Raw genomic sequence first — 20,779 nt, 5'->3', positions numbered from 1 at the left:
CAATCAAGGTCTACGGCTCTCACCTGGGCGTACGGCGTCCGTCATGGTTCGCCGGAATCCGTAGTCATCCGTGCTCTTGGCTGTACCGGTGGCTGTACAGCCAAGCTGCCGAACTAGCAGGTTGGAGGATGTCCATGCGAGATCATGTGAGCTACGCACCGCTACGGAGGAACCAGGAGCAATCGTCGGTTGCGTCCACGGAGGTGGTGTACGAGTTTCCGCTGGTAGTCAGCGTGGCGTCGTGAAATGAGGACGGCCATCGCGTGATCCTTCGAGTGCGAAGATCAAGATCGAAGGAGAACAGGATGGCCGTCAACGACAGTGTGGATCCTGCGAGCTGGCTGGCGAAGCAGATCGAGTCCGGGGATCGGGATCTGTTGCGATCCATGGTGAAGACCATGGCCGAGTCGTTGATGTCGGCCGAGGCCGACGGGGTGTGCGGTGCCGAGTACGGGCAGCGCAGCGGGGAGCGGACCAACCGGCGTAACGGCTACCGCACTCGCGAGTGGGACACCCGCGCCGGCACCGTGGAGTTGGCCATCCCCAAACTGCGGCAGGGCTCCTACTTCCCCGATTGGCTGCTGGAACGCCGGCGCCGGGCCGAGCAGGCGCTGATCAGCGTGGTCGCCACTTCCTATCTGCTGGGCGTGTCGACCCGGCGGGTGGACAAACTGGTCGAGCAGCTGGGGATCAAGCACATCTCCAAAAGCCAGGTCTCGGAGATGGCCAAAGTGCTGGACGGCCAGGTGGAGGCGTTCCGCAGCCGGCCGCTGGACGCCGGCCCGTACTGCTTTGTGTGGCTGGACGCCCTGACCCAGAAGGTCCGCGAGGGCGGCCGGACCATCAACGTGCACGTGCTGGTGGCCACCGCGGTCAACAGCAACGGCAACCGCGAGATCCTCGGTCTGGAGGTCACCTCGGCCGAGGACGGCGCCGAGTGGCTGACCTTCCTGCGTGGCCTGGTGGCCCGCGGACTATCGGGCGTGCAACTGGTGATCTCTGATGCCCACACCGGTCTGGTGTCCGCGGTGGCTGCTGCCCTGCCCGGCGCGTGCTGGCAGCGATGCCGGACGCACTGGAGCCGTCAAGAAATAAGGCGTTGCTTTCCGATCTTTGATTCGTTGGGAGGATATGCCCATCCCGAGCGAGGTCCGCGAGCAACTCTCGGTGAAGTTCGACGTGCTGCTGCCTCATCTGAACGAACGACAGCGGCGGTTGCTGCTGGCGACCGAAGCCCGGCTGCTCGGTCACGGCGGGGTGCGGACTGTCGCCCAGGTGGCCGGTGTCAGCGAGACCACCGTCCGCAACGGCGTGTTCGAACTTGAGGCTGGCGACAATCCACTCCCATACGGTCGAGTCAGGAAGCCAGGAGGAGGACGAAGGGCTGCTGAGGATCAAGATCTGCAGCTGGTTCCGGCGCTACTGGCTTTGGTAGAGCCAGACGAGCGCGGGGATCCGATGTCGCCGCTGCGCTGGACCACCAAGTCGCTGCGGAACCTGGCCGAGGCACTGGCCCGGCAAGGGCATCCGGTCTCCGCCCCGACGGTGGGCAGGCTGTTGAAGGAGCAAGGCTTCAGCCTGCAGGCCAACACCAAGACGCTGGAGGGCAAGCAGCATCCCGACCGAGATGCCCAGTTCGGCTATGTCAACGAGCAGGTCAAGGAGCACCAGGCCGCCGGGCAGCCGGTGATCAGCGTCGATACCAAGAAGAAGGAGCAGCTTGGGCAGATGCCCAATGCCGGGCGGCAGTGGCGCCCCAAGGGCGACCCGGTTCAGGTCGAAGACCACAGCTTCTTCTTCTCCGGCCCGGATGTCCCGCATGCCATCCCCTATGGCATCTACGACCTGTCCGCCGATCGGGGCTGGGTGAACGTCGGGGTGGACCACGACACCTCGGCGTTCGCGGTGGCCTCGATCCGCCGCTGGTGGCACTCCCGCGGCCGAGCAGACTATGCGGACGCCTCCCGGTTACTGATCACAGCAGACTGCGGCGGCTCCAACAGCTACCGCTACCGGGCCTGGAAGGCCGAACTTGCCGACTTCGCCGCCGAGACGGGGTTGACCATCACGGTCTGCCACTTCCCGCCGGGCACCTCCAAATGGAACAAAATTGAGCATCGATTGTTCTCCCACATCACGATGAACTGGCGGGGCAGGCCCCTGACCAGCCACGAAGTCGTCGTGAACAGCATCGCCGCCACCCGCACACGCACCGGGCTGCGCGTCGAGGCCGAACTCGATTCCGGCGCCTACCCGCTGGGCGTGTCGGTCAGCACTGAGCGCATGAACGCACTGCCGATCAGGTCCCACGCCCAGCGCGGAATGTGGAACTACACCATCGGCCCGGCCGCAGACCACAAGACTGCTGTCATCCAAGCCAGTGACCGCGACCAGATCCGGGCCTGCGCCCTGCGCACCCTGGCCGACCCTCGCCTGACCGGCATGAGCCGCCAAGCATTGGGTGAGCTGGCCACCTCCCTGGCCCCGGCGCAGGCGGCCCGTGCCGAACAACGCTACTTCCAGCAGCGCGGCGGCCCGCGCCGCCAAGCCAAGGGCAATCACGGCCGACCCCTGCTCAGCGACGCCGACAAGGTCTTGCTCACCGTCGTCTACCAGCGGCAGATCTGCTCTCAGCGGGTCTTGTCCGAGATGATCGAAGTCAACACCTACTCCATCGGCATGGCGATCGCTGAGACCGCCAAGCTCCTGGCCGAGCATAAGCACACGACCAACCCCACCGTCCTACGCTTCACCAGCGTGGCCGCCCTTCGGGCCTTTCTGGACAGCGACACCATGCCGGCCCGGCCGAACCGGCTGGACGCCCTCGGCGATCCGGCTCTGACCGGCATAAGTCGACCTGAGCTGGAACGGCTGATCAAGCGGTTGTCGAAGCGCCAGGCCGCCGAGGCTGAGCGGCGCAAGCATCGCCAGCGCGGCGGAGATCGACAGCAGACAGCCCGCGGTGGTGTCTTCAACGAGAAGATCACCGACGCCGAGCGTGTCCTCGCGGTCATTCTCGGCCTACGCAAGGTCTGCAGCTGGGATGTGGTGGCGGAATTGTTTCAGGTGAGCAGACGCACCATCGGCAACGCCAGAGCATGGGTCCGCCCGCTGCTGGAGCAGGAAGGCCACCTTCCCGACCGAGCACCTACCCGCTATCGCAGCGCGGCCGATCTCCTCGCTACAGCACCAGAGCACCGCGACACGCCGACAGGTTGATTCCTTACGGCTTCTGTGAAACCAGCAGCGCTGCTGGTCTGCAATCGGATTAAAAGCTCGGACGATCATGGTTCCAGACGGTTCAATGCAGGTCAGTGGGCATGCGCGGTCTGCTCTGAACGCCCCTGGATCACCCTGAACTGCAACCCGCGATGCCCGGACGACTGCTCGGCGACCGCTTCCTTATCAAGACGGACACCAGCCCTCGCCACGCAAAGAAGCGCTGACGTTGACGTCGAATCCCTCGCGGGACTCCTCGCGATCCGTACTGGGGAATTTTACGGAAAGGTATATATCCTTCCCCTCGATGGATTTGATGAAGCAACTCAGTTCCCCACCTTGATTATCCGGGGCCGGACTCCAGCCTTCCTTGATTGCGAAGTCTTGATAGAAGGACAGCAAATCGACTCGCGAGCCAGAGTGGCGGTAGGACTGCCATACAGCCACTACTCGGTCGTCAGTTTCGCAAGCAGAATCGCGTTTCCCTTCGGGGGTCGCCGTCGGCGGATGAACATCGAGGATACCGAGCGTGGCCAGAGATGCGGCGAGCTGGTCGTCATCAGCGGTGCAGCCAGAGGTCAGCAGATGTTTGCGGTAGGAGCGATCACAGCTGTGCCGATTCCCAAGCAAGCAACCACGAGCATCGCGACCGTCGAACGCTTCATGATCAGAACCCTAAGTCGCCGCCTGTTGGGGTGTCCAGAAACCTTCACCGGTTCGGAGCACGATGTCGATGAGCTGACGTCTTCCTTATCAGGACCGTTCGCCCCATGATCCGGGGACCGCGGCCTGGCTCGCGACGGTGGCCGACGGGCGTGATCGTGAGCGGTTGTGTAGGGCTGTTGCAGTACGCGTTTGCAGTACCCCGCGCGTCCCCTGGTCCTCTCCCGTCCTCCTCGTAGCTGCCGATCCCCAGGGCGAGGCCGCCGTGTCAAGGGTCAACGAAGTTGATCGCGTAGCGACGCCGAAGGCGCTTGACTCGGCGGCCTCAACCGGGACACTCGACCAGCGAGGAGGACGGGACCCGTGCCATGCTTCCATGCGAGTATGAACACATGGTCGGCACAGAGTGCTCGCATGAAGGACTCGCATTGCTCGTGGGACGCGAAGTGAGTGCGATCTGTTTTGTGCGTGACTACGTGGAGCTGCATTTTGATGGCATGGTCCTGCGAGCACTCGCAGATCCTTTCGGTCTGTATGGATGCTCGGGTTGGCGGTTTCCCAAAGGAAATGAGCCTGTCGTTATGCGCTACTACATCGGCAAGGTGATCGACGAATACGAGCTGGTACCGGACAGGTTCTTTGCGGTGGACTCCGGTGAGCACCGGTTTGCCGTTCCATTGGACTCTGACTCCCGCAAAGGTCCGGAGGCCGCGCATCTCGTGATCCCTGAAAACGCTGCTGAGGGCCGTCAACACGCTTTGTGGATCTGGTAGGCCAGTCGCTACGGGAGTGCGCAGGATGGCGTGCTATGCCGTGTCTGATCGACAAAGGACCCGCATCGCGATCAGTGGTGTGGGTAGCGGGGTCGGCGACGGCGCGCCCTGGGGTGGCGGGTCGCGTTGGTGTGGCGGATGCTCCGGGCGGCGGGCGGCCCGTGTTCCCGCCGCCGGCCGGGACCGGCGCCTACGCCGCACGCCCGGCCGAGCAGGCGGGCGGCGGGCCGTGCGGCGGCGCGGAGCGCCGTCGCCTTGATAACTCACAAGAACAATTCGGCAATGCTCCCGGTGGGGCTTAGAGCAGGTGGGTGCCGTCGTGTGGCGGATGGCCGGCGTGTCGCCGTGGTGTATGGCGTCCAGGACGCGGATGGCGAAGGCTTCGGATGCCAGTGAGCTGGAACAGCAACTTCAATCGGCGATTCTGGGGCAAGGCGCTCGCCGATGCCGGACTACCGAAGATCCACTTTCACGACCTACGCCATACCGGCAACACCCTCGCTGCGAACGCCGGGGCGTCGATCCGGGAGCTGATGGATCGCATGGGCCACTCCAGCACTCGGGCCGCCATGGTCTACCAACACGGCTCGAACGAGCGTCAGCGTCAGGTCGCCGACAAGCTCGACAGCCTCGCCAGAGACCAGCTACAGAAGGCATCGGGCACGCAACGGGCACGGAAGCGAAAAGCGGCCGATTAAAGCGAGAAACCCAGGCAGGGAAAAGCATCCCTGACCTGGGTTTTCTTGTCGGTGGAGCCTAGGAGATTCGAACTCCTGACATCCTGCTTGCAAAGCAGGCGCTCTGCCAACTGAGCTAAGGCCCCGTGCTGGAGGACAGCTTACCGGGAGGAAGTGGCTACCGGTGCCCGGCTCGGTTCGCTGTTGAGGATGAGGCTGGGGAAGTCGGCGATGGAGTCGATTATCTGTGTCGCGCCGCCGCGCATGAGGCGTTCGTGGCTGTGGACGCCGGTCAGCACGCCGGCCACGATCGAGGCGCCGGCGCGGCTCCCGCAGAGCATGTCGCTCTCGGAGTCGCCTGCTACCGCGACGTGACGGACGTCGTCGATGCGGAGCCGGAGCACCGCGGTGAGCACCATGTCGGGCCAGGGACGCCCCCGTCCGGCGTCCTCAGGGCAGAGGGCGAGGTCGATCTTGTCCATCCAGCCGACGGAGCTCAGCACCCGGCCGAGAGTCGCGCGGCTGAAGCCGGTGATCACGCAGATCTTCACCCCGGAGGCCCGTAACTTCTCCAGGGCCTCGACGGTGCCGGGCACGGGGACGAGGCCGGACCGCTCGATCGCGTCCTCGTAGGAGCGCTCGAACGTGAGGTTGGCCGCCTGGGCCTGGGCCTCGTTGCCGGGGAAGATGCCCCGGAAGACTTCGATCTTGGGACAACCCCGGGACCGATGCACGTGCACCATGGCCCGCGCATATGCCCCGGTCCCGGGGACTATGCCCTGCGTCGCGATCGCCTCTGCGAACGCCCGCTCCACCATGGCGATGTCACCGATCGTGGTGCCGGCCAGATCGAGGCAGGCAAGTTTGATGGGTGAGGCGCTGGTCATGCCATCACCTCCGCCTTGATCCGGAACCATTTCACGCACCCGCATCGGCAGCCCAGATGGTCAGTTCTCGCTGCCGGTTGCCTCAGTCCACAGATCAAGCTCGGCGCGGTCAGCCTGCACCTTGCGCCAGACCAGTAGCCCCCCGAGGGCAACGAGCGCGAGAACGAGCAGCTTCTTCACGGTGTAACCCCACTTCTCAACGGTCTCATCAGCCGAGGATGAGACGACGCCGGGTTCGTAACAGATGCTTGCAGCCTAGCAAGGGATCGGCTCCCTCCCCGGGTCGCACGAGAAGCGGTTGTCCACAATCTTCCGATACGGAAGCCTCTTTGCGACATCCGTTACGAGCTTCAGCCCTTCAGGTAAGAGCCGACCAACGGCCTGATCAGGCATTACTCCGTACGGAGATCGGACGGCCCACCTCGGAGGTTTCGTCCGAGAGCGGACATCGGCCCGTACGGGAGCCGGTCAGCCGCCCACCATGCCCTCGGCCGACACGTCGGTGAGATAGGCGGAAAGGCGAGGGATGTCGGGTGCGAGCATGTGGCGTACCCAGGCCGCTCTCTCGTGCTCCAGAGGCGGAAGCTCCCAGACGCAGCCGATCCACGGCTTCGGGAGTTCCTTGAAGTTGGCCGGGTCCGTGTCGTCGCAGCCCAGGAAGGGCATGCCGGCCGCGGCCGTATGGCACTCCAGCACGTTGTCCCACACCCAGGTGTAGGCGTTGAGGTACGCGGCCTCCTTCGCCCGGTGCAGGACGGTGAAGGCGACCGGCGGGGTCTCGTCCAGTTCGGGCAGCAGCCGGGGCAGGAACGCGTAGGCCGCTCGCTGGATCGTCTCCTCGATCTCGGTGTCGAGGGTGCTGACGTGATAGCGCTTGATCTGCCTACCGGCCGTCTCGATCACGGGCGATATACGAAGGTACTTTTCGGTAAAAGCCACTATTGGACCGTAGGCCGCGCATACTGACACGTATTGTCAGCGATATGCGCGCGAGTCGGCTGCTTTCCATCCTTCTCCTCCTCCAGACCCGAGGCCGGCTCACCGCGCGCCAACTGGCCGAGACCCTTGAGGTCTCCGTACGGACCATCTACCGCGACGTCGAGTCCCTGCACGCGGCGGGCGTCCCGCTGTACGGAGACGCGGGCCCGGCGGGGGGCTACCAGTTGCTGAACGGCTACCGCACACGTCTGACCGGGCTGACCCCTGACGAGGCCGAGGCGCTGTTCCTGGCCGGGATGCCCGGGCCGGCGGCCGAGCTCGGGCTCGGTGCGGTGGTGACGGCGGCCCAGCTCAAGCTCCAGGCGGCACTCCCGGCCGAGTTGCGTGACCGGGCGGCCCGCATCCAGGAGCGGTTCCACCTGGACGCGCACGGCTGGTACTACGACGGAGAGCAGTCACCCCATCTCGCCCCGATCGCCGACGCGGTGTGGAACGAGCGCGTGATCCAGGTTTGCTACCGCCGCTGGAAGGAGCCGACGCGGGTCACGCGGATCCTGGAGCCCTACGCCGTCGTGCTCAAGGGCGGGAAGTGGTACCTCGTGGCGCGCGGCGGCGAGCACGTGCGCACGTACCGCGTGCATCAGGTTCTCAGCCTGACCGTGCTGGACCAGACTTTCGAGCGGCCACCGGACTTCGACATCGCCTGCTACTGGCGGTCCTTTCTCGCGGAGTTCCGCGCCCGGCTCTATCAGGGCGAGGCGACCATACGGCTCTCGCCTCCCGGACGGCGGCGTATGGGCGAGCTGATGAGCACCGCCGTGACGCAGGCCGTCGACGCGACCTCAACCGCCCCCGACGAGGACGGCTGGGTGACGGCCGTGGTACCGATCGAGTCCCTTGACCACGCCCAGACCGAGTTCATGAAGCTGGGCGCGCTGGTCGAGGTGCTCAAGCCGTACGAGCTGCGCGAGCGCTTGGAGTCCACCGCGCGCGAGCTCGCGGGGTTGTATCTCAGCTCCTGACCCACGCGTCGGAGCAGATCGGGAGGCGTGGGTGGGTCTCTCCTGAGTGCTACGACACGGCCGCGCTCCCCAGAATGGACACTCAGAGTTGGAGATGATTACTGTGAGTGACGAAGTGAGCACTTCCCGCTCCGGTAGAACGCCTGCCGGAAACCGCCTGGGGGCTCGCCTCGGGTGGACGGGGGACTATCCAAGGAGAACAGATGCAAGCCAGATGGCTTACGACTCTCGCACTGACCGCGGTGGTCAGCAGCGCGGGTGTGGCGGCGGTGGCGGTGCCGGCGTCGTACGCGGACTCCACGCCGGCAGGTCCCGGCGCCGTCGCGGACTTCAGCGGTTACCAGCTCCTCAAACTGCCCAACGCCAACGTCGCCAACTTCGCACGGCGTACGATCCGGTGCCCGAGCGGTAAGAGGGCGATCGGAGGTGGCGCCGAGGCCCAGGGCAACGACGCCATCCTGGTCGGTTCCTTCCCCACCGACGACGCCGGTGGCTGGATCGGCCTCGGCCGCCAGAACAACTTCGCCACGGTCGGGATCAGCGTGTACGTGATCTGCGCCGACGCGAGCTGAGACAGATGACGCGAGCTGAGACAGGTGGAGTATCCGGTCTAGCCGGCGTTTCCGGCCTATTCCGCATCTAGATCGAGCTTGACCGGTTGGCGCGCGCACCGGCGGAGAGTCGCGCGCCGACGGTACGAGGCGGGCTGGACGGCCGGCTCGGGTGGGACTGGCGACCCGACCCGAGCCGGCCGTACTCCATTGGGGGCCCCGTCCGGTCGTACACGGTCAGACGACGGCCGTACGTCCCGGGGGACCCCGGCCGTGGCAATGGTGCCGCAGGGCGTTTGTGGTCAGTCCAGCTCGTAGTCCAGGTGGAAGAAGTGCTCGCCGTCGTCGGGGATGATCTGGCCCCCGCCGCGGATGCCCAGCAGCTCACCGGTTCCGGAGTCGGGCAGGATGGTCCAGCTCAGCGACTGCTCGCCGGCGGAGCCCGTAGCGGTGTGGTGCAGCACGAAGCTCCCTTTCCGCCCGTGGACGCCACCGGTGAAGCGCTCGAACCCCACGTAGGCCGCCGAGCCCTCGACCTCTTCTCCGTCGTCTGATCCCCCGCGCCGCGAGAACATCCCGCCGCGAAGAACATCCGGGGGCACCACGCCTCCCCCTTGTCCACATGCTGTGGATATTGCGCGTTGGCTTCCACTCATACGTGGGCCGGCCGTACGGACCGGAGGAGTGAGCCCCCTGACCAGCTACTATGCCGCCCCCGAGCCGAGGCGATGCCGTCCCGTGTGCTTAACCTGAAATATCAGGAGACGGGGGGGATTGAGATGCCCGACGCAGCAGAAGCGAGTGTCTTCTTCATCGGAAACGCCACAACGCTGATTCGCTCTCATGGCTTCACCCTGCTGACCGATCCGAACTTCCTCCATCGCGGCCAGCGCGCCTATCTCGGATGGGGCATCAGCACCCGCCGTCGCACCAATCCGGCGATCGAGATCAGCCTGCTTCCGGAAGTCGACGCCGTCGTGCTGTCCCACATGCACGGCGACCACTGGGATCGCGTGGCACGCGACGGGCTGGACCCGGACTTGCCGATCATCACCACCCCCCACGCCGCCGAGCGGCTCACGCGCCAGGGGTTCCGCAACGCGATCAGCCTGGAGACCTGGCAGGACCGCAGGCTGCGCCGCGGGGACAACACCCTGACGATCACCTCTCTGCCGGCACGCCACGCGCCGGGGTTCGCCGAGAAGCTGCTGCCACCGGTCATGGGGAGCATGCTGGAGTTCGGCCGGGGCGGCGGCGAGGTGGGCCTTCGCCTCCACATCAGCGGGGACACTCTGCTGGACGAACGCCTCGCGGCGATCCCCAAGCGCTTCCCGGAGATCGACCTCGCGATCGTCCACCTGGGCGGCACCAAGCTGCTCGGGACGCTGCTGGTGACCATGGACGGCACGCAGGGCGCCCACTGGGTGGAGCTGATCAACCCGAGCTACACCCTGCCCGTCCACTACGACGACTACGAGGCGTTCTCCTCGGGGCTGGACGACTTCCGCCACCACGTCAACCGTCTCGGGCTGTCCGGCCGGGTCCGCTACATCACGCGCGGCGAGACCTACCACCTCCTCGGGCGCCGCACGGGGCACGGAGCCCGGTAACGGCCGCCCTCGTGGGGGAGATCCTGGTCGGCACGGCGTCGTGGACGGACAAGACGCTCCTGCGGTCCGGCTGGTATCCGCCGGACGTCACGACGCCCGAGGAGAGGCTGCGGTACTACGCGCGCGTCTTCCCGCTTGTGGAGGTCGATTCGACCTACTACGCGACGCCCGCCGAGGAGACGGCGCGGCTGTGGGCGGAGCGGACACCGCGGGACTTCACCTTCGACGTCAAGGCGTTCTCACTGCTGACCTGTCATCCGACCCGTCCCGCGGCGCTGCCGAAGGACCTGCGGGTCGAGATGGCGCCCGGCAAGAAGAACCTCTACGTAAAGGATCTGGATCCGGCCCTGGTGGACCAGGTGTGGGAGCGCTTCGTGTCCGCGCTGATGCCGCTCTGGAAGGCGGAGAAGTTCGGGGCGGTGCTGTTCCAGTTCCCGCGCTGGTTCCCGATCAGCAAGCGCAACAAGCACTACATCCTGGAGTGCAAGCGACGCTGCGAACCGCTGAGGATCTCGGTCGAGTTCCGCAACAGGACCTGGATGACCGAGGAGAACCAGGCCGAGACCCTCGATTTCCTGCGCTCGTATGCCATCCCGTACGTCTGCCTCGACATGCCACAGGGGTACCCGTGCTCGATCCCTCCGGTCGTCGCGGCCACGTCCGATCTGGAGATCGTGCGGTTCCACGGCCACAGCGACAAGTGGACCAGCCGGGACATCTACGAACGGTTCGGCTACCTCTACTCTCCCGAGGAGCTGAAGGAGTGGACGCCGAAGTTGTGCGAGCTCGCAAGGGAGACCGCCAGCACGCATGTGCTCATGAACAACTGTTACCGCGACTACGCCCAGACCAACGCCCGCCAGCTCGCCGACCTGCTCAGGAACATGCCGTCCTGCCCCGTGCGCCCACCGCCCGCCGAGTGAACGCTCACTCCGGCGCGGCGGGCACGGTGGGCACCCTGTCGAGGGTGATGCCGAAGTACGTGCGGTAGGCGGTGAGGACGTCGGCGTCGCCGTCCAGGACGAACTCCCGGCGCTCTCCGTCGACGGTGTTGATGAGCTTGGCGCCGCTCAGGGTGATCCGCCCGGAGTCGGTCATCAGGGAACACGTCAGCGACCGGGTGAAGTGGGACCGCGGCGAGGTCTGCTGCCACCAGCAGGTCGGGACGAAGTCGCTCAGCTCGTACGGCCGCAGGTCCAGCCGGTACTCGGGCCTGCCGTCCAGGATGACGTCCACGTCCCCGTGCCGGCCGTTCTCGATGATCCGGAACACCCCGTCCGGATCGTGCTGGTCATCCCGCGCCGCCAGGCGCAGCGGGTGCCGGCTGAACTTCCCGAAACCGACGTCGACCAGCCACGGCTCGTCCAGATCGACCCGCAGGGCGAGGTGGTCGAAAGGAGGCCCGGCACGATCACCGTCGAAGACCCGGGCTTGCAGCAGCGTCACCCGGTAGCCGAGCGCGGTGAGCAGCGTGCCGAACGCCCCGTTGAGTTCGTAGCAGAACCCGCCCCTCCGGCGATCGACGATCTTCTCCACGAGCGACCGCTCGTCGAGCACGATCGGTTCGCCCAGGTGGATGCTGAGGTTCTCGAACGGCACCGACAGCAGATGCGCCTGCTGCAACCGCCGCAGCGCCTCGGCGTCGGGGCGATCGGGCCGCGCGGCACCAATCCGGGCCAGATAGGCCCCCACCTCTGAGTCCTTCATGCGGCTCTCCACGTCCAGCGCGCCGTCGCACGTCCCACCGGCCATACTGCCGCAGATCAACTCTTGAAGGCGGCTTTGCCGGCCCCGGGCGGTCTGGGCCGGTCAGGTCAGATAGGCGTAGACGATCACGTTGCCCGTGTAGTGGCCGGTCTGCCGGTTGAAGGTGCCGCCGCACGTCACCAGGCGGAGACCCGCGTGACCGAGCGGGCCGTACACGCGCCGGCTGGGGAACTTGTTCTTGGGAACGAGTTCGACCGACTCCACCACGAACCGGGCCACCGAGCCGTCCGTACGGGTCACGGAGACGGCGTCACCGGCGCGCATGCGCCCGAGGTCGAAGAAGACGCCCTTGCGACCTCCTCCGTCGACGTGGCCGAGGATCACCGCCGCCCCTCGCTCCCCGGGAGAGGCCCCTTTCTCATACCAGCCCGCCCACTCGGGGTGCTCGACCGGCGGGATCCGCACCGTGCCGTCCGGCTTGAGCCCGAGCCTGCCGAGGGACACGTGGACGCCGATCTTCGGTATGTCCAGGCGCCGGGGCTCGGACCGTACGAGAACGGGGTCGGCTGAGACGGGACGGCTTCGGTACGGGCCGGGGGGCGACGGCGCGCCCACCTGTGCGGATACGGGTGGCGGCGCGGGGGGATCTTCCGGGGGCAGCATGACCAATACGGCCCCTGTCAGGATGGCGGCGGCGGCCGTGAGGCCCAGGGCATGACGGCCGCCGACGCGTCGCACTCGGGGCATTTCAGGCTTGATCGTGCGCACGACGGCGCAGCACCAGCACGCCCGTCCCGGCCCCCGCGGCGAGAAGGGCTCCACCGAGCGGGAGCAGGGGGTTCGCGCCGGGGCCACCGCCGGTCTCCGGAGCACCCCTCGGGATTTCCACGACCTGCCGCGGATCCTCCGTACGGGAGCCGGCCACCGGCACGGCACTCGGGCGGGTGACCTGCCTGCTCGGCACGGCACTCGGGCGGGCGGCCTGCCTGCTCGGCACCGGACTCGGGCGGGCGGCCTGCTTGCTCGGCACCGGACTCGGAGTGGCGTGGGGCCTGTCATCGGCCATGGCCGGTCCGGCCACGGTCAGCATGGCGACGCCGAGAGCGGCCGCCATCAGGGCGGTACGGGCGAATCGCATACATCCTCCTCAGCGGTGACGGGTCGGAACAGCTCCACCGACACGCACCGGACACAGACGTCACTGGTCAGGAACGGGCTCGATGCTGGCAGCGGAATGTCCGCTGATCATGACCGGAATGTCATGAGCCTGTAATAGATGTCCCAATTGCGGGTAAGCCGTCGGGCTCCGCCGGATAATTGAGCGGTGGCCAGAGTGATGGTGATCGAGGATGACCCGTCCGTACGGGAGGGCCTTCGCCTCTCACTCGGCCGGCACGGGCACGACGTCGACGTGGCCCGCACCGGCGAGGACGGCCTGAAGCGGCTGTCGCAGGCTCCGGCCGACATCGTCGTGCTCGATCTGATGCTTCCAGGACTCGACGGGTTCGAGGTGTGCCGCCGGATCCGGGCGGGCGGCCCCACGCCCATCGTCATGCTCACAGCCCGCGGCGATGACCTTGATGTGGTGAGCGGGCTGGAGGCGGGGGCCGACGACTACGTCGTCAAGCCGGTCCGCCCGCGCGTGCTGGAAGCGCGGATCCGCGCGGTCCTGCGCCGTGTGGGCCCTGCGGCGTCGGCGGTCACCGTCCAGGAGACCCATGGTGACCTGGTGATCGACCGTGGTTCGCTCACCGTGTCCAAGGCCGGGGTCCCGCTCACGCTGCCGCCCATGGAGTTACGGCTGCTCCTGGAGCTGTCCGCCGCGTACAGCCAGGTGTTCAGCCGCCAGCAGCTGCTGGAGTCGGTCTGGGAGCTCGACTTCCTCGGCGACTCGCGCCTGGTGGACGCGTGCGTGCAGCGGTTGCGCACGAAGATCGAGGACGTCCCGGCCAGGCCTCGTTACGTGCAGACCGTACGCGGGTTCGGGTACCGGTTCGGACCTCTGTGAACCCGGTGTCCCGGCGGCTCCGCCTCCCGATCTCGGTACGGGGCCTGCGCGCCCGCCTGGTGGTCGTCTTCGTCCTCCTCGCCGGGCTCAGCGCGCTCACCGCCGCCGGGCTGATCTACCGTCAGGCGCGCGACCTCATGCTCACGCGTACGGAATGGTCGGTCGTCAACGACTTCCGGCTGCGCGTCGCGACCCTCACCGAGAACATGCAGCACCCGCCCGACCGCGCGGCGCTGCAACAGCTGGCCAACCGGGTGGCGCCGTCGTTCCTGGAGGCGACCGGCGCCGCCGCCTACCGCGACTCGGGGCTGATCGCCTCCCGGGACGACATCGGCGCCGTCACCCCTCAGTTGCGCCGCACCGTCGTCGAGCGGAACCGGCTCTTCTACCAGCGGGTGATCAGCTCCGGCACTCCGTACCTGGTGGTCGGCACGCCGGTGATGCTGGGCAAGAAGGCGGCCCCGTCGGGCGTGGAGGTCTACCTCGTGACGCCGCTCACCAAAGAGGAAGGGGACGAGGCCGCGCTGGTCACCGCGGCACAACAAGGTGTGATCCCCGTTGTGGTACTGGCCGTGGTGCTCGCCCTGGTCGCCGCCCGTGGGGTGCTGCGCCCGGTACGCGATCTCGACCGGGCCGCGCGCAGGCTCGGTGAGGGCGAGCTGGACACGCGCCTGAAGGCGAGCGGCAGCGACGAGCTGGCCAGGCTGGTGAACACCTTCAACGCCACGGCGGCCGCCCTTGAGACCAACGTCTCGGAGCTGCGGGGCATGGAGGTCAAGGCCCGCAGGTTCGTCGCCGACGTGTCCCACGAGTTGCGTACTCCCCTGGCCTCCATCCTGGTGATGGCGGACATGTTCGAAGAGGAGGCCGGTCGCCTCGAAGGTGATCTCGGAAAGGCCGCCCGCCTGATGAACCTGGAGGTCGGGAGGCTGGTGCGGCTCGTCGAGGACCTCATGGAGATCTCACGGTTCGACGCCGGAGCGGCCACGCTGATCCTCAACGACATCGACGCGGCCGACGCCGTCCGCGCCTGCCTGCGCACCCGTGGCTGGACCGATCGGGTCGGCCTGGACCTGCCCCCGGGGATCCGGGTCCGGCTGGACCCGCGCCGCTTCGACGTGATCGTCGCCAACCTCGTGGGAAACGCGCTCGACCACGGGGCTCCTCCGGTGACGGTGCGACTCAGCGATCTGGGAGAGGACATCCTCGTCGAGGTGGAGGACAGCGGCCAGGGACTTGACCCGCGGATCCTCCCCCACGTCTTCGACCGGTTCTACAAGGCCGACGTGGCACGGGTGAGATCCGAGGGCAGCGGGCTCGGCCTGGCCATCGCCCACGAGAACGCGCGCCTGCACGGCGGCGTCATCGAGGTGGCCAACCGGCCCGGCGGCGGAGCCGTTTTCACGCTGTCCCTGCCCCGAGGCGGGGAGGAGGGACCATGACCGGAATGCGCCGCGCACTGGCCGCGATGGCGATGGCACTGGTGGCAGGCTGCGGCATCACTCCGACCGACGTCATGGACGGGGGCGAGCCGGCGATCGGCTTCCGCCCGAGCACCCGGCTCTATTTCGTGTCGGGCTCACATCTGCAGGTCGTGACCCGTCCCATCCCGTGGCCGCCGCTCAAGGAGACGCTCGACCTCCTGCTCGACGGGCCCACCTCCGCGGAGCGTGAACGAGGCATCGTCAGCGAGCTGCAGCCCGCCCACGCGCCGACCAAGGTCACCGCGGGCCAGGCGAAGGTGCGTATCTCGCTGCCCGTCCCCAAGCCGGTGGCCGTGCCGCAGGGCGCCACGCGGTCGATCCTGTGGATCGGGCAGCTCACCTGTACGGCCGCGAGCGCCCTGGCCGCACGTACGGACATCGACCCGGACGCGATCACCGTCGTCATCACGCAGTCCGGCGCCGGCGCCCTCGGCTCCTTCCGCTGCTCCCAGTTCCCGCGCAGCTCGGAGTGACCTGTCCTTCGAGCCACTCGGTCGCCAACCACCGTGTTCACATAACTTATCCAGCTATGTGGCGATAGATAGTCTTCGCTGTCGTGGCTCGACGATCATGGGTTCTGTGGGCGGCGGCCTTCGTGACAGCGCTGGGCCCCAGCCTCTGCGACTGGATCGGATCGCTGTTCGGGAATGACAACACTTGGCGCTACGCGTGGACGTCCTGGGACCAGTGTCTGGGCAACCGGATCCACGAGCTGATCGAGTATCCGCAATCCGTGATCACCGATCTGCCGGTCTTCTGGTACGGCGGAGCTCCCCTGATCGTCTTGGCCTTCGCGGGCCGACAGCTGAGCGTCCGGAGCGGACATAGCCTGCTCGGCGGAATCATCGCCCGCTCCGCCGCCGTGGCGCTGCTTCTCCTCCTGCTCCCTGAGCTGCTGCTGATCACATTCGACTTGGCGCTCGGCCCGGAGTGCGCGGACGCGTGGGGACCGCCGGACCTGGTGAACTGGCAGGCAGGCATGGACCTCTACTGCCTGGCGCCCCCGCTCCTGGTGCTGCTCGCCGTACGTTCTCCCCGGCGGGAGTTCGTGCGGCGGGGCCCCCTCGCCCGCACGACGGTAGCCGTCCTGACGGTCACGGCGACACTCCTTCTCGCAGCGAAGTCCGCCCCTCCCCCCAGGGTGAGCAGCGCGTATGAGCTCGACTGCGCAGGATTCGGTGACGTGACGGCCAGGGGACCGAGCCAGGGGGAGAAGGACTTCCTGTGTGACGTCCGCGGCTACTCCCTCGGACACCGGTGGAGTGTCACCGAGTGGAACGAGGTTGCTGACCGAGATGTGCTGGCCCAGGGACGTCACTTGTGCGGCCTGGCCGTACAGCATGGGGGCGATGTCGGCGCGCGGGCCGTACGGGAGGCGCCGCAGACGTCCTTGACCGGAGTGCTGGCAAGCCTGTGCCCCGAGGTGGCACGGAAGCAGGAGGCGGACGCCCAGCAGGAGAAGGCCGAAAATGACGCCTACGTCGCCAGAAAGGAAAGGGCCTGTGCGGCGCATCCGGCGCACCGGCCGAAGATCGGGCCCGTACGGCAGAAGCGGGCCACCATGTGGACGGAGTTCTGGACCATCGACGGATGGGAGGACGGATACGAGGGCACCGTCCCCGAAATGGTGGAGAACCTGGTCGGAAGCGAGCGGGGAGCCCTGTCGATCTGGGCGGCCGACGAGATCGGGCATGCCTGCGTGACCGTCGAGTCCTACACCAGGCGACCGCCGATGGAGCTCAAGGGCTGGGAGGAGGTGGTCGAAGTCGGCTACGAGAGTCCGAACGGCTCGCTGGAACTCGTCGACGGTGACGGAAAGCGTCTAACCGGTCTCACGTCCGCTGGCCCGGGGTCCTACCGGGTCCGGGTCCACCTGCGGGGCCGCGAGCTCGTCACCCAGGTCGTCGATGCCCCGGCCGGCGCCGTACAACTGCTGATCATGATCTTCCCCGGCAAGGAGAAGAAGCCCACCGTCTACAGATGACCCGCCCGGCCCCGCCACCGGCCGCGCGTTCGAGGGCAGAGAGAGACCGGGCCGTAAGCGAGGGGAGGAAGACCGGGGCCCGTAAGCGAGCGGAGGAAGGCTCTCGCCAATTGAGCGGGAATGAGCGGTCCGAATGTGTACGGGTCTGGGATGCTGCCCGTATGCGGAACTGTTCGCGGACGCAGGTCGTACGATCGCGAGCCGTGTGGGCCGCGGTCGCTCGGCTGGGCCAGGTTCACTGGTTCTTCGGCAACGTCTACTGCAACTGGAACTGCAAATACGGAGGCATTTCCCTTGCGGTCCCGCACGTCTCCCCCACCTCCGACTCCCCGCTGTTTCCCCTTGTTTCCCGTCTCATCGGGCACGCGCCGAGGACGGCGGTACCCTCCTTTAGGACAGTCTCCGGCATTGCGCCGCCCCTCTCCGCAGGGGTACGGCTTGGTGCGCCAGGCCGTAGGCGATCGGGCACGACGCCGGGAGGCTGGATAGCACCGGAGACCGTCCTCACCTGCAAAACAGGGAGTCAGCCGACTCGGAAACCTGCGGTCAAAAGCTCGGCCGATCCAGGCGGCGAGATAGATCCAGGCTGCGACCAGGCATAGAGGGTTCCCTGGGCCATCCCGCAATATCGTTGCGGCATGAACACCCCGGCGACAGAAGTCGACATCGACGACGACCTTGTTGACCGCTTGATTCACACGCAGCACCCGGATCTGGCGGGACCGCTCACCCTCGTTGCCAACGGCTGGGACAACGTCATCTATCGCCTTGGCACGGACCTGTCCGTACGGCTGCCGCGCCGCCAGGTGGCCGTCGACCTCCTTGTCAACGAGCAACGCTGGCTGCCGGTCCTGGCCGAGCACGTCGAAGTCGCGCTGCCCGTACCCCTCAGGGCTGGCGAGCCCGGCGAGGGCTACCCATGGCCGTGGACGATCGCGCCCTGGTTCGAAGGCCGTACGGTCGCCGACGTTCCGCCGTGCGATCGCTCCGGCATCGCCGTCCCGCTGGCCAACTTCATGACAGGCTTCCACCGGCCTGCACCGCCTGATGCACCGCATAACCCCGTCCGTGGCGTCCCGCTCGCCGCCCGCGACGAAGCGGTACGGCAACGCCTGCAGTTCATTTCCCGAACAGCTGAGCTCCTGCCCCTCTGGGAGAGGTTGGCGGCCCTCCGGCCCTGGCAAGGTCCCGCGCTGTGGCTCCACGGCGACCCGCACCCGGGGAACCTCTTGCTCAACGGGGAAGGGCTGGTGGCTGTTCTGGACTTCGGTGATCTCACCAGCGGTGACCCTGCCACCGACCTGGCCGCCGCGTGGCTGGTTTTCGATGAGAACGCCCGTGAGGTATTCCGATCACACATGGACGCCGATGAAGTGACCTGGGAGCGTGCACGGGGCTGGGCCCTTGCCATGGGCACTGCCCTGGCCGCCTACTCGGCCGATAATCCCAGCATGGCGGCTATCGGCAACCACGTCCTTGACCAGGTGCTTATTGCCTAGAGGCGCTGCTCATTGCCCGATAGTGCCCATGGTTGAGGAGTCGGGTGTCTCCCTGTTTCACAGGCGACCACCTATGGATGGCGCCGCGGTCGGGGGCGTCCCGGACGATCACGGGGTGAATGATCGATCCGGCTTCGTGATCTCCGGCATACGGCGGTCTCGCTGCTCACAAGCTCGGCGTGGCTTCTCGGGACGCGATGGAGATCCTCGGCCACAGCCGGATCTCGGTCACGATGGAGATCTACACGCACGGGGACGAGGAGAGCCGGGAAAGCGAGATTCGCAAGGTCAACGACCTGTTTGAATAGGCCGTTGCAGTAGTGGTTGCGCTAAAACGCCCCGAACGGAGATCCGTACGGGGCGCTTCGGCTGGTGGGGCTACCAGGACTTGAACCTGGGACCTCTTCCTTATCAGGGAAGCGCTCTAACCGTCTGAGCTATAGCCCCGCTGTCGCGGTGCAGAGAAGGTTATCGCCTCCGCGGAGCGGAAGCGAACCGTCTCTCTGACACGGAAAAGCTTACCGTGCTCTGAGGCCGCCCGCGCCAACGGGATGCACTCGTTATCGTCGGATGCCAGAAAGCAGGCGGATGCGAGGGGTGCCGTTGAGGGCTCCTGGCCGAGCCCTCAACGGCCCCTGCGGACCTATTCGGCCTCGCTGAAGGTCACTTCGACCCCGCCCACCAGGTCGGAGGCGACGTTGTAGATGACGGATCCGAGCGTGGAGAGAGCGGTGATCAGGACGACGTTCACCGCGCCGAGCAGGGCGGTGTAGCCGAGGATCCTCACGGGCTCGAACCACGACTTGATGTCGATGCCGCTGGTCGTCTTCCCGTCGGGAACGGTGAGCTGCGTCACGGTGTTCACGATCGAGTCGAAGACGCCGAGCGCCGACAGAACGCCGTACAGGACGGCGACGGCCACGAACAGCACCACGAAGCAGACGAGCGAGACGACGAAGCTGAACTTCATCGCCGACCAGGGCTCGATCCTGCGCAGCACCAAGTGGGCCTTGCGGGGAGCCTTGACCGGCGAGGGCTTGTCGCGTTGCTCGGTGCGTCCGAGGGCCGGCTCCGGGGTGGACAGGGCCGACACGGCCCCGAGACCGCCCTGCTTGGACCCGGAACCCGAGGCGGACTTCCCGGCACCGGGACGTGAGCCGGGCTGCGAAGCGCCGCCCGCACCCGGTACGCCTCCGGAACCGGGCCGGGTACCTGGCTGCGGCGCGCCGCCGGGCCGGGGGCTGCCGGAACCCGGTTGCGGTGCGCCGGGCCGGGGGCTGCCGTCCGGGCCCGGCCTCGGGGTGCTGTCGGGGCGGGGTCGTGGAGCGCCGCCGGCACCCGGCCTCGGGTTGGCATCAGGGCCGGGGCGCGGAGTGGTCGACGGGCCCACGGGCGTCGCCGGAGCCGAGGCTGGCGGGGCCGGCGGCTTCTGAGCGGGCCTGGTCGGGCCGCCACCCGGGCCGTCAGGAGAGGGCGACCAGGAATTGTCGGGAACCGACGAGGAACGGATGCGCAGGGTCGCGTCTCCGTTCTCGCCGTCACCGCCAGGGGTCACCGCGTCATCGTCACTGGACACGACGACAACCCTGTCATCACTCGGGCCGGCCGGAGGTCGCGCCGTGCCCGTACTTTCCGAGGAGTTCACGCTCTCCGTCACCTGATTGCGAGTGGAGGAGTTCACCGAGGAGGCGGGGCGGACCCCCTTGGGCGGGTTCCGCTTTCGATTTCCCGAAGTACTGGGCGATTTACCGGAATC

The 20,779-nt window shown here is 67.1% G+C and carries 22 protein-coding genes, 2 tRNA genes and 1 pseudogene; 15 read left to right on the top strand and 10 right to left on the bottom strand.

The features are described 5' to 3' along the window. Positions 1–305 precede the first annotated feature (305 nt). The 5 genes and pseudogenes from ACGFIV_RS12150 to ACGFIV_RS12130 form a co-directional block, all read left to right on the top strand. A pseudogene (locus tag ACGFIV_RS12150) lies at positions 306–1,082 on the top strand (IS256 family transposase); the annotation flags it as partial. 49 nt (positions 1,083–1,131) lie between these two features. Continuing rightward, positions 1,132–3,219, top strand: a complete 2,088-nt coding sequence (locus ACGFIV_RS12145; protein WP_358554509.1) for an ISAzo13 family transposase — start codon at positions 1,132–1,134, stop codon at positions 3,217–3,219. A gap of 507 nt (positions 3,220–3,726) precedes the next feature. Further along, positions 3,727–3,993 (top strand): hypothetical protein, encoded by a 267-nt coding sequence (locus ACGFIV_RS12140; protein ID WP_358554506.1) that lies wholly within the window; start codon positions 3,727–3,729, stop codon positions 3,991–3,993. A gap of 281 nt (positions 3,994–4,274) precedes the next feature. Further along, a complete protein-coding gene (locus tag ACGFIV_RS12135) occupies positions 4,275–4,655 on the top strand; it encodes a hypothetical protein (RefSeq protein WP_358554504.1) in 381 nt (126 codons plus the stop codon). 392 nt (positions 4,656–5,047) lie between these two features. Continuing rightward, entirely contained in the window at positions 5,048–5,353 is a 306-nt protein-coding gene (locus tag ACGFIV_RS12130; RefSeq protein ID WP_358554501.1) for a tyrosine-type recombinase/integrase, read from the top strand. Between the two features lie 52 nt (positions 5,354–5,405). Here the strand turns inward: ACGFIV_RS12130 and ACGFIV_RS12125 are convergent. From ACGFIV_RS12125 to ACGFIV_RS12110, 4 genes are all read right to left on the bottom strand, one after another. Next, positions 5,406–5,478, bottom strand: a tRNA-Ala gene (locus ACGFIV_RS12125). Positions 5,479–5,493: 15 nt separating this feature from the next. Continuing rightward, the gene (locus ACGFIV_RS12120) at positions 5,494–6,219 is read right to left on the bottom strand and encodes an HAD family hydrolase (RefSeq protein ID WP_358554498.1); all 726 of its coding nucleotides are present in this window, start codon (positions 6,217–6,219) and stop codon (positions 5,494–5,496) included. A 60-nt stretch (positions 6,220–6,279) separates the two neighbouring features. Beyond that, the gene (locus ACGFIV_RS12115) at positions 6,280–6,399 is read right to left on the bottom strand and encodes a DLW-39 family protein (protein WP_211264163.1); all 120 of its coding nucleotides are present in this window, start codon (positions 6,397–6,399) and stop codon (positions 6,280–6,282) included. Between the two features lie 288 nt (positions 6,400–6,687). After that, positions 6,688–7,158, bottom strand: coding sequence for a hypothetical protein (locus tag ACGFIV_RS12110; protein ID WP_392834299.1), 471 nt, complete (start codon positions 7,156–7,158; stop codon positions 6,688–6,690). A gap of 44 nt (positions 7,159–7,202) precedes the next feature. Here ACGFIV_RS12110 and ACGFIV_RS12105 point away from each other — a divergent pair, with 44 nt between their 5' ends. Together ACGFIV_RS12105 and ACGFIV_RS12100 are read left to right on the top strand one after the other, a co-directional pair. Beyond that, positions 7,203–8,180 carry a YafY family protein gene (locus ACGFIV_RS12105; protein WP_358554491.1) on the top strand — a complete coding sequence of 326 codons (978 nt, stop codon included), beginning with the start codon at positions 7,203–7,205 and terminating at the stop codon, positions 8,178–8,180. Between the two features lie 203 nt (positions 8,181–8,383). Next, positions 8,384–8,752, top strand: coding sequence for a hypothetical protein (locus ACGFIV_RS12100; RefSeq protein ID WP_358554488.1), 369 nt, complete (start codon positions 8,384–8,386; stop codon positions 8,750–8,752). A 281-nt stretch (positions 8,753–9,033) separates the two neighbouring features. On the opposite strand, the gene ACGFIV_RS12095 is transcribed toward ACGFIV_RS12100, so the two are convergent. After that, the gene (locus tag ACGFIV_RS12095; RefSeq protein ID WP_358554485.1) at positions 9,034–9,333 is read right to left on the bottom strand and encodes a DUF3224 domain-containing protein; all 300 of its coding nucleotides are present in this window, start codon (positions 9,331–9,333) and stop codon (positions 9,034–9,036) included. Between the two features lie 177 nt (positions 9,334–9,510). On the opposite strand from ACGFIV_RS12095, the gene ACGFIV_RS12090 reads away from it, so the two are divergent. Continuing rightward, positions 9,511–10,341 carry an MBL fold metallo-hydrolase gene (locus ACGFIV_RS12090; protein WP_392834294.1) on the top strand — a complete coding sequence of 277 codons (831 nt, stop codon included), beginning with the start codon at positions 9,511–9,513 and terminating at the stop codon, positions 10,339–10,341. 11 nt (positions 10,342–10,352) lie between these two features. Beyond that, positions 10,353–11,264: a DUF72 domain-containing protein gene (locus ACGFIV_RS12085; RefSeq protein WP_358554479.1), complete on the top strand. Its 912-nt coding sequence runs from the start codon at positions 10,353–10,355 to the stop codon at positions 11,262–11,264. Positions 11,265–11,268: 4 nt separating this feature from the next. Here the strand turns inward: ACGFIV_RS12085 and ACGFIV_RS12080 are convergent, their stop codons facing one another. From ACGFIV_RS12080 to ACGFIV_RS12070, 3 genes are all read right to left on the bottom strand, one after another. Next, entirely contained in the window at positions 11,269–12,048 is a 780-nt protein-coding gene (locus ACGFIV_RS12080; protein ID WP_358554477.1) for an arylamine N-acetyltransferase, read from the bottom strand. A 102-nt stretch (positions 12,049–12,150) separates the two neighbouring features. Continuing rightward, entirely contained in the window at positions 12,151–12,795 is a 645-nt protein-coding gene (locus tag ACGFIV_RS12075; RefSeq protein WP_358554474.1) for a class F sortase, read from the bottom strand. Between the two features lies 1 nt (position 12,796). Then, the gene (locus ACGFIV_RS12070; protein ID WP_358554471.1) at positions 12,797–13,186 is read right to left on the bottom strand and encodes a hypothetical protein; all 390 of its coding nucleotides are present in this window, start codon (positions 13,184–13,186) and stop codon (positions 12,797–12,799) included. 186 nt (positions 13,187–13,372) lie between these two features. Here ACGFIV_RS12070 and ACGFIV_RS12065 point away from each other — a divergent pair, with 186 nt between their 5' ends. From ACGFIV_RS12065 to ACGFIV_RS12040, 6 genes are all read left to right on the top strand, one after another. Beyond that, positions 13,373–14,056: a response regulator transcription factor gene (locus ACGFIV_RS12065; RefSeq protein ID WP_358554468.1), complete on the top strand. Its 684-nt coding sequence runs from the start codon at positions 13,373–13,375 to the stop codon at positions 14,054–14,056. Continuing rightward, positions 14,053–15,498: a HAMP domain-containing sensor histidine kinase gene (locus ACGFIV_RS12060; RefSeq protein WP_358554465.1), complete on the top strand. Its 1,446-nt coding sequence runs from the start codon at positions 14,053–14,055 to the stop codon at positions 15,496–15,498. The genes ACGFIV_RS12065 and ACGFIV_RS12060 overlap by 4 nt, the downstream gene beginning before the upstream one ends. After that, on the top strand, positions 15,495–16,013 hold the full coding sequence (locus tag ACGFIV_RS12055) for a hypothetical protein (protein ID WP_392834287.1): 519 nt from the start codon (positions 15,495–15,497) through the stop codon (positions 16,011–16,013). The genes ACGFIV_RS12060 and ACGFIV_RS12055 overlap by 4 nt, the downstream gene beginning before the upstream one ends. Positions 16,014–16,096: 83 nt before the next feature. Continuing rightward, positions 16,097–17,524 (top strand): hypothetical protein, encoded by a 1,428-nt coding sequence (locus tag ACGFIV_RS12050; protein ID WP_358554459.1) that lies wholly within the window; start codon positions 16,097–16,099, stop codon positions 17,522–17,524. 638 nt (positions 17,525–18,162) lie between these two features. Continuing rightward, complete coding sequence (locus ACGFIV_RS12045; RefSeq protein ID WP_358554456.1) at positions 18,163–19,023, top strand: aminoglycoside phosphotransferase family protein; 861 nt, start codon at positions 18,163–18,165, stop codon at positions 19,021–19,023. Between the two features lie 179 nt (positions 19,024–19,202). Next, a complete protein-coding gene (locus tag ACGFIV_RS12040; protein ID WP_392834281.1) occupies positions 19,203–19,331 on the top strand; it encodes a hypothetical protein in 129 nt (42 codons plus the stop codon). A gap of 62 nt (positions 19,332–19,393) precedes the next feature. On the opposite strand, the gene ACGFIV_RS12035 is transcribed toward ACGFIV_RS12040, so the two are convergent. Together ACGFIV_RS12035 and ACGFIV_RS12030 are read right to left on the bottom strand one after the other, a co-directional pair. Continuing rightward, positions 19,394–19,470 (bottom strand) — tRNA-Ile (locus ACGFIV_RS12035). 196 nt (positions 19,471–19,666) lie between these two features. Continuing rightward, positions 19,667–20,116 carry a DUF3566 domain-containing protein gene (locus tag ACGFIV_RS12030; RefSeq protein WP_358551183.1) on the bottom strand — a complete coding sequence of 150 codons (450 nt, stop codon included), beginning with the start codon at positions 20,114–20,116 and terminating at the stop codon, positions 19,667–19,669. Positions 20,117–20,779: the final 663 nt, after the last annotated feature.

Source organism: Sphaerisporangium sp. NPDC049003 (genome assembly GCF_043197795.1).
In the GTDB taxonomy this organism is placed as follows: Bacteria; Actinomycetota; Actinomycetes; order Streptosporangiales; family Streptosporangiaceae; genus Sphaerisporangium.
Note: the sequence above shows the minus strand (reverse complement) of the source record. Positions and strands in the feature narration are given on the sequence as shown.

Bases quoted from the DNA above. Each gene is read 5' to 3' on its own strand.
- ACGFIV_RS12105 (WP_358554491.1), top strand. From the start codon at position 7,203: ATGCGCGCGAGTCGGCTGCTTTCCATCCTTCTCCTCCTCCAGACCCGA.
- ACGFIV_RS12070 (WP_358554471.1), bottom strand. From the start codon at position 13,186: ATGCGATTCGCCCGTACCGCCCTGATGGCGGCCGCTCTCGGCGTCGCC.
- ACGFIV_RS12145 (WP_358554509.1), top strand. From the start codon at position 1,132: ATGCCCATCCCGAGCGAGGTCCGCGAGCAACTCTCGGTGAAGTTCGAC.
- ACGFIV_RS12120 (WP_358554498.1), bottom strand. From the start codon at position 6,219: ATGACCAGCGCCTCACCCATCAAACTTGCCTGCCTCGATCTGGCCGGC.
- ACGFIV_RS12055 (WP_392834287.1), top strand. From the start codon at position 15,495: ATGACCGGAATGCGCCGCGCACTGGCCGCGATGGCGATGGCACTGGTG.
- ACGFIV_RS12045 (WP_358554456.1), top strand. From the start codon at position 18,163: ATGAACACCCCGGCGACAGAAGTCGACATCGACGACGACCTTGTTGAC.
- ACGFIV_RS12075 (WP_358554474.1), bottom strand. From the start codon at position 12,795: ATGCCCCGAGTGCGACGCGTCGGCGGCCGTCATGCCCTGGGCCTCACG.
- ACGFIV_RS12135 (WP_358554504.1), top strand. From the start codon at position 4,275: ATGGTCGGCACAGAGTGCTCGCATGAAGGACTCGCATTGCTCGTGGGA.
- ACGFIV_RS12080 (WP_358554477.1), bottom strand. From the start codon at position 12,048: ATGAAGGACTCAGAGGTGGGGGCCTATCTGGCCCGGATTGGTGCCGCG.
- ACGFIV_RS12090 (WP_392834294.1), top strand. From the start codon at position 9,511: ATGCCCGACGCAGCAGAAGCGAGTGTCTTCTTCATCGGAAACGCCACA.
- ACGFIV_RS12100 (WP_358554488.1), top strand. From the start codon at position 8,384: ATGCAAGCCAGATGGCTTACGACTCTCGCACTGACCGCGGTGGTCAGC.
- ACGFIV_RS12140 (WP_358554506.1), top strand. From the start codon at position 3,727: ATGAACATCGAGGATACCGAGCGTGGCCAGAGATGCGGCGAGCTGGTC.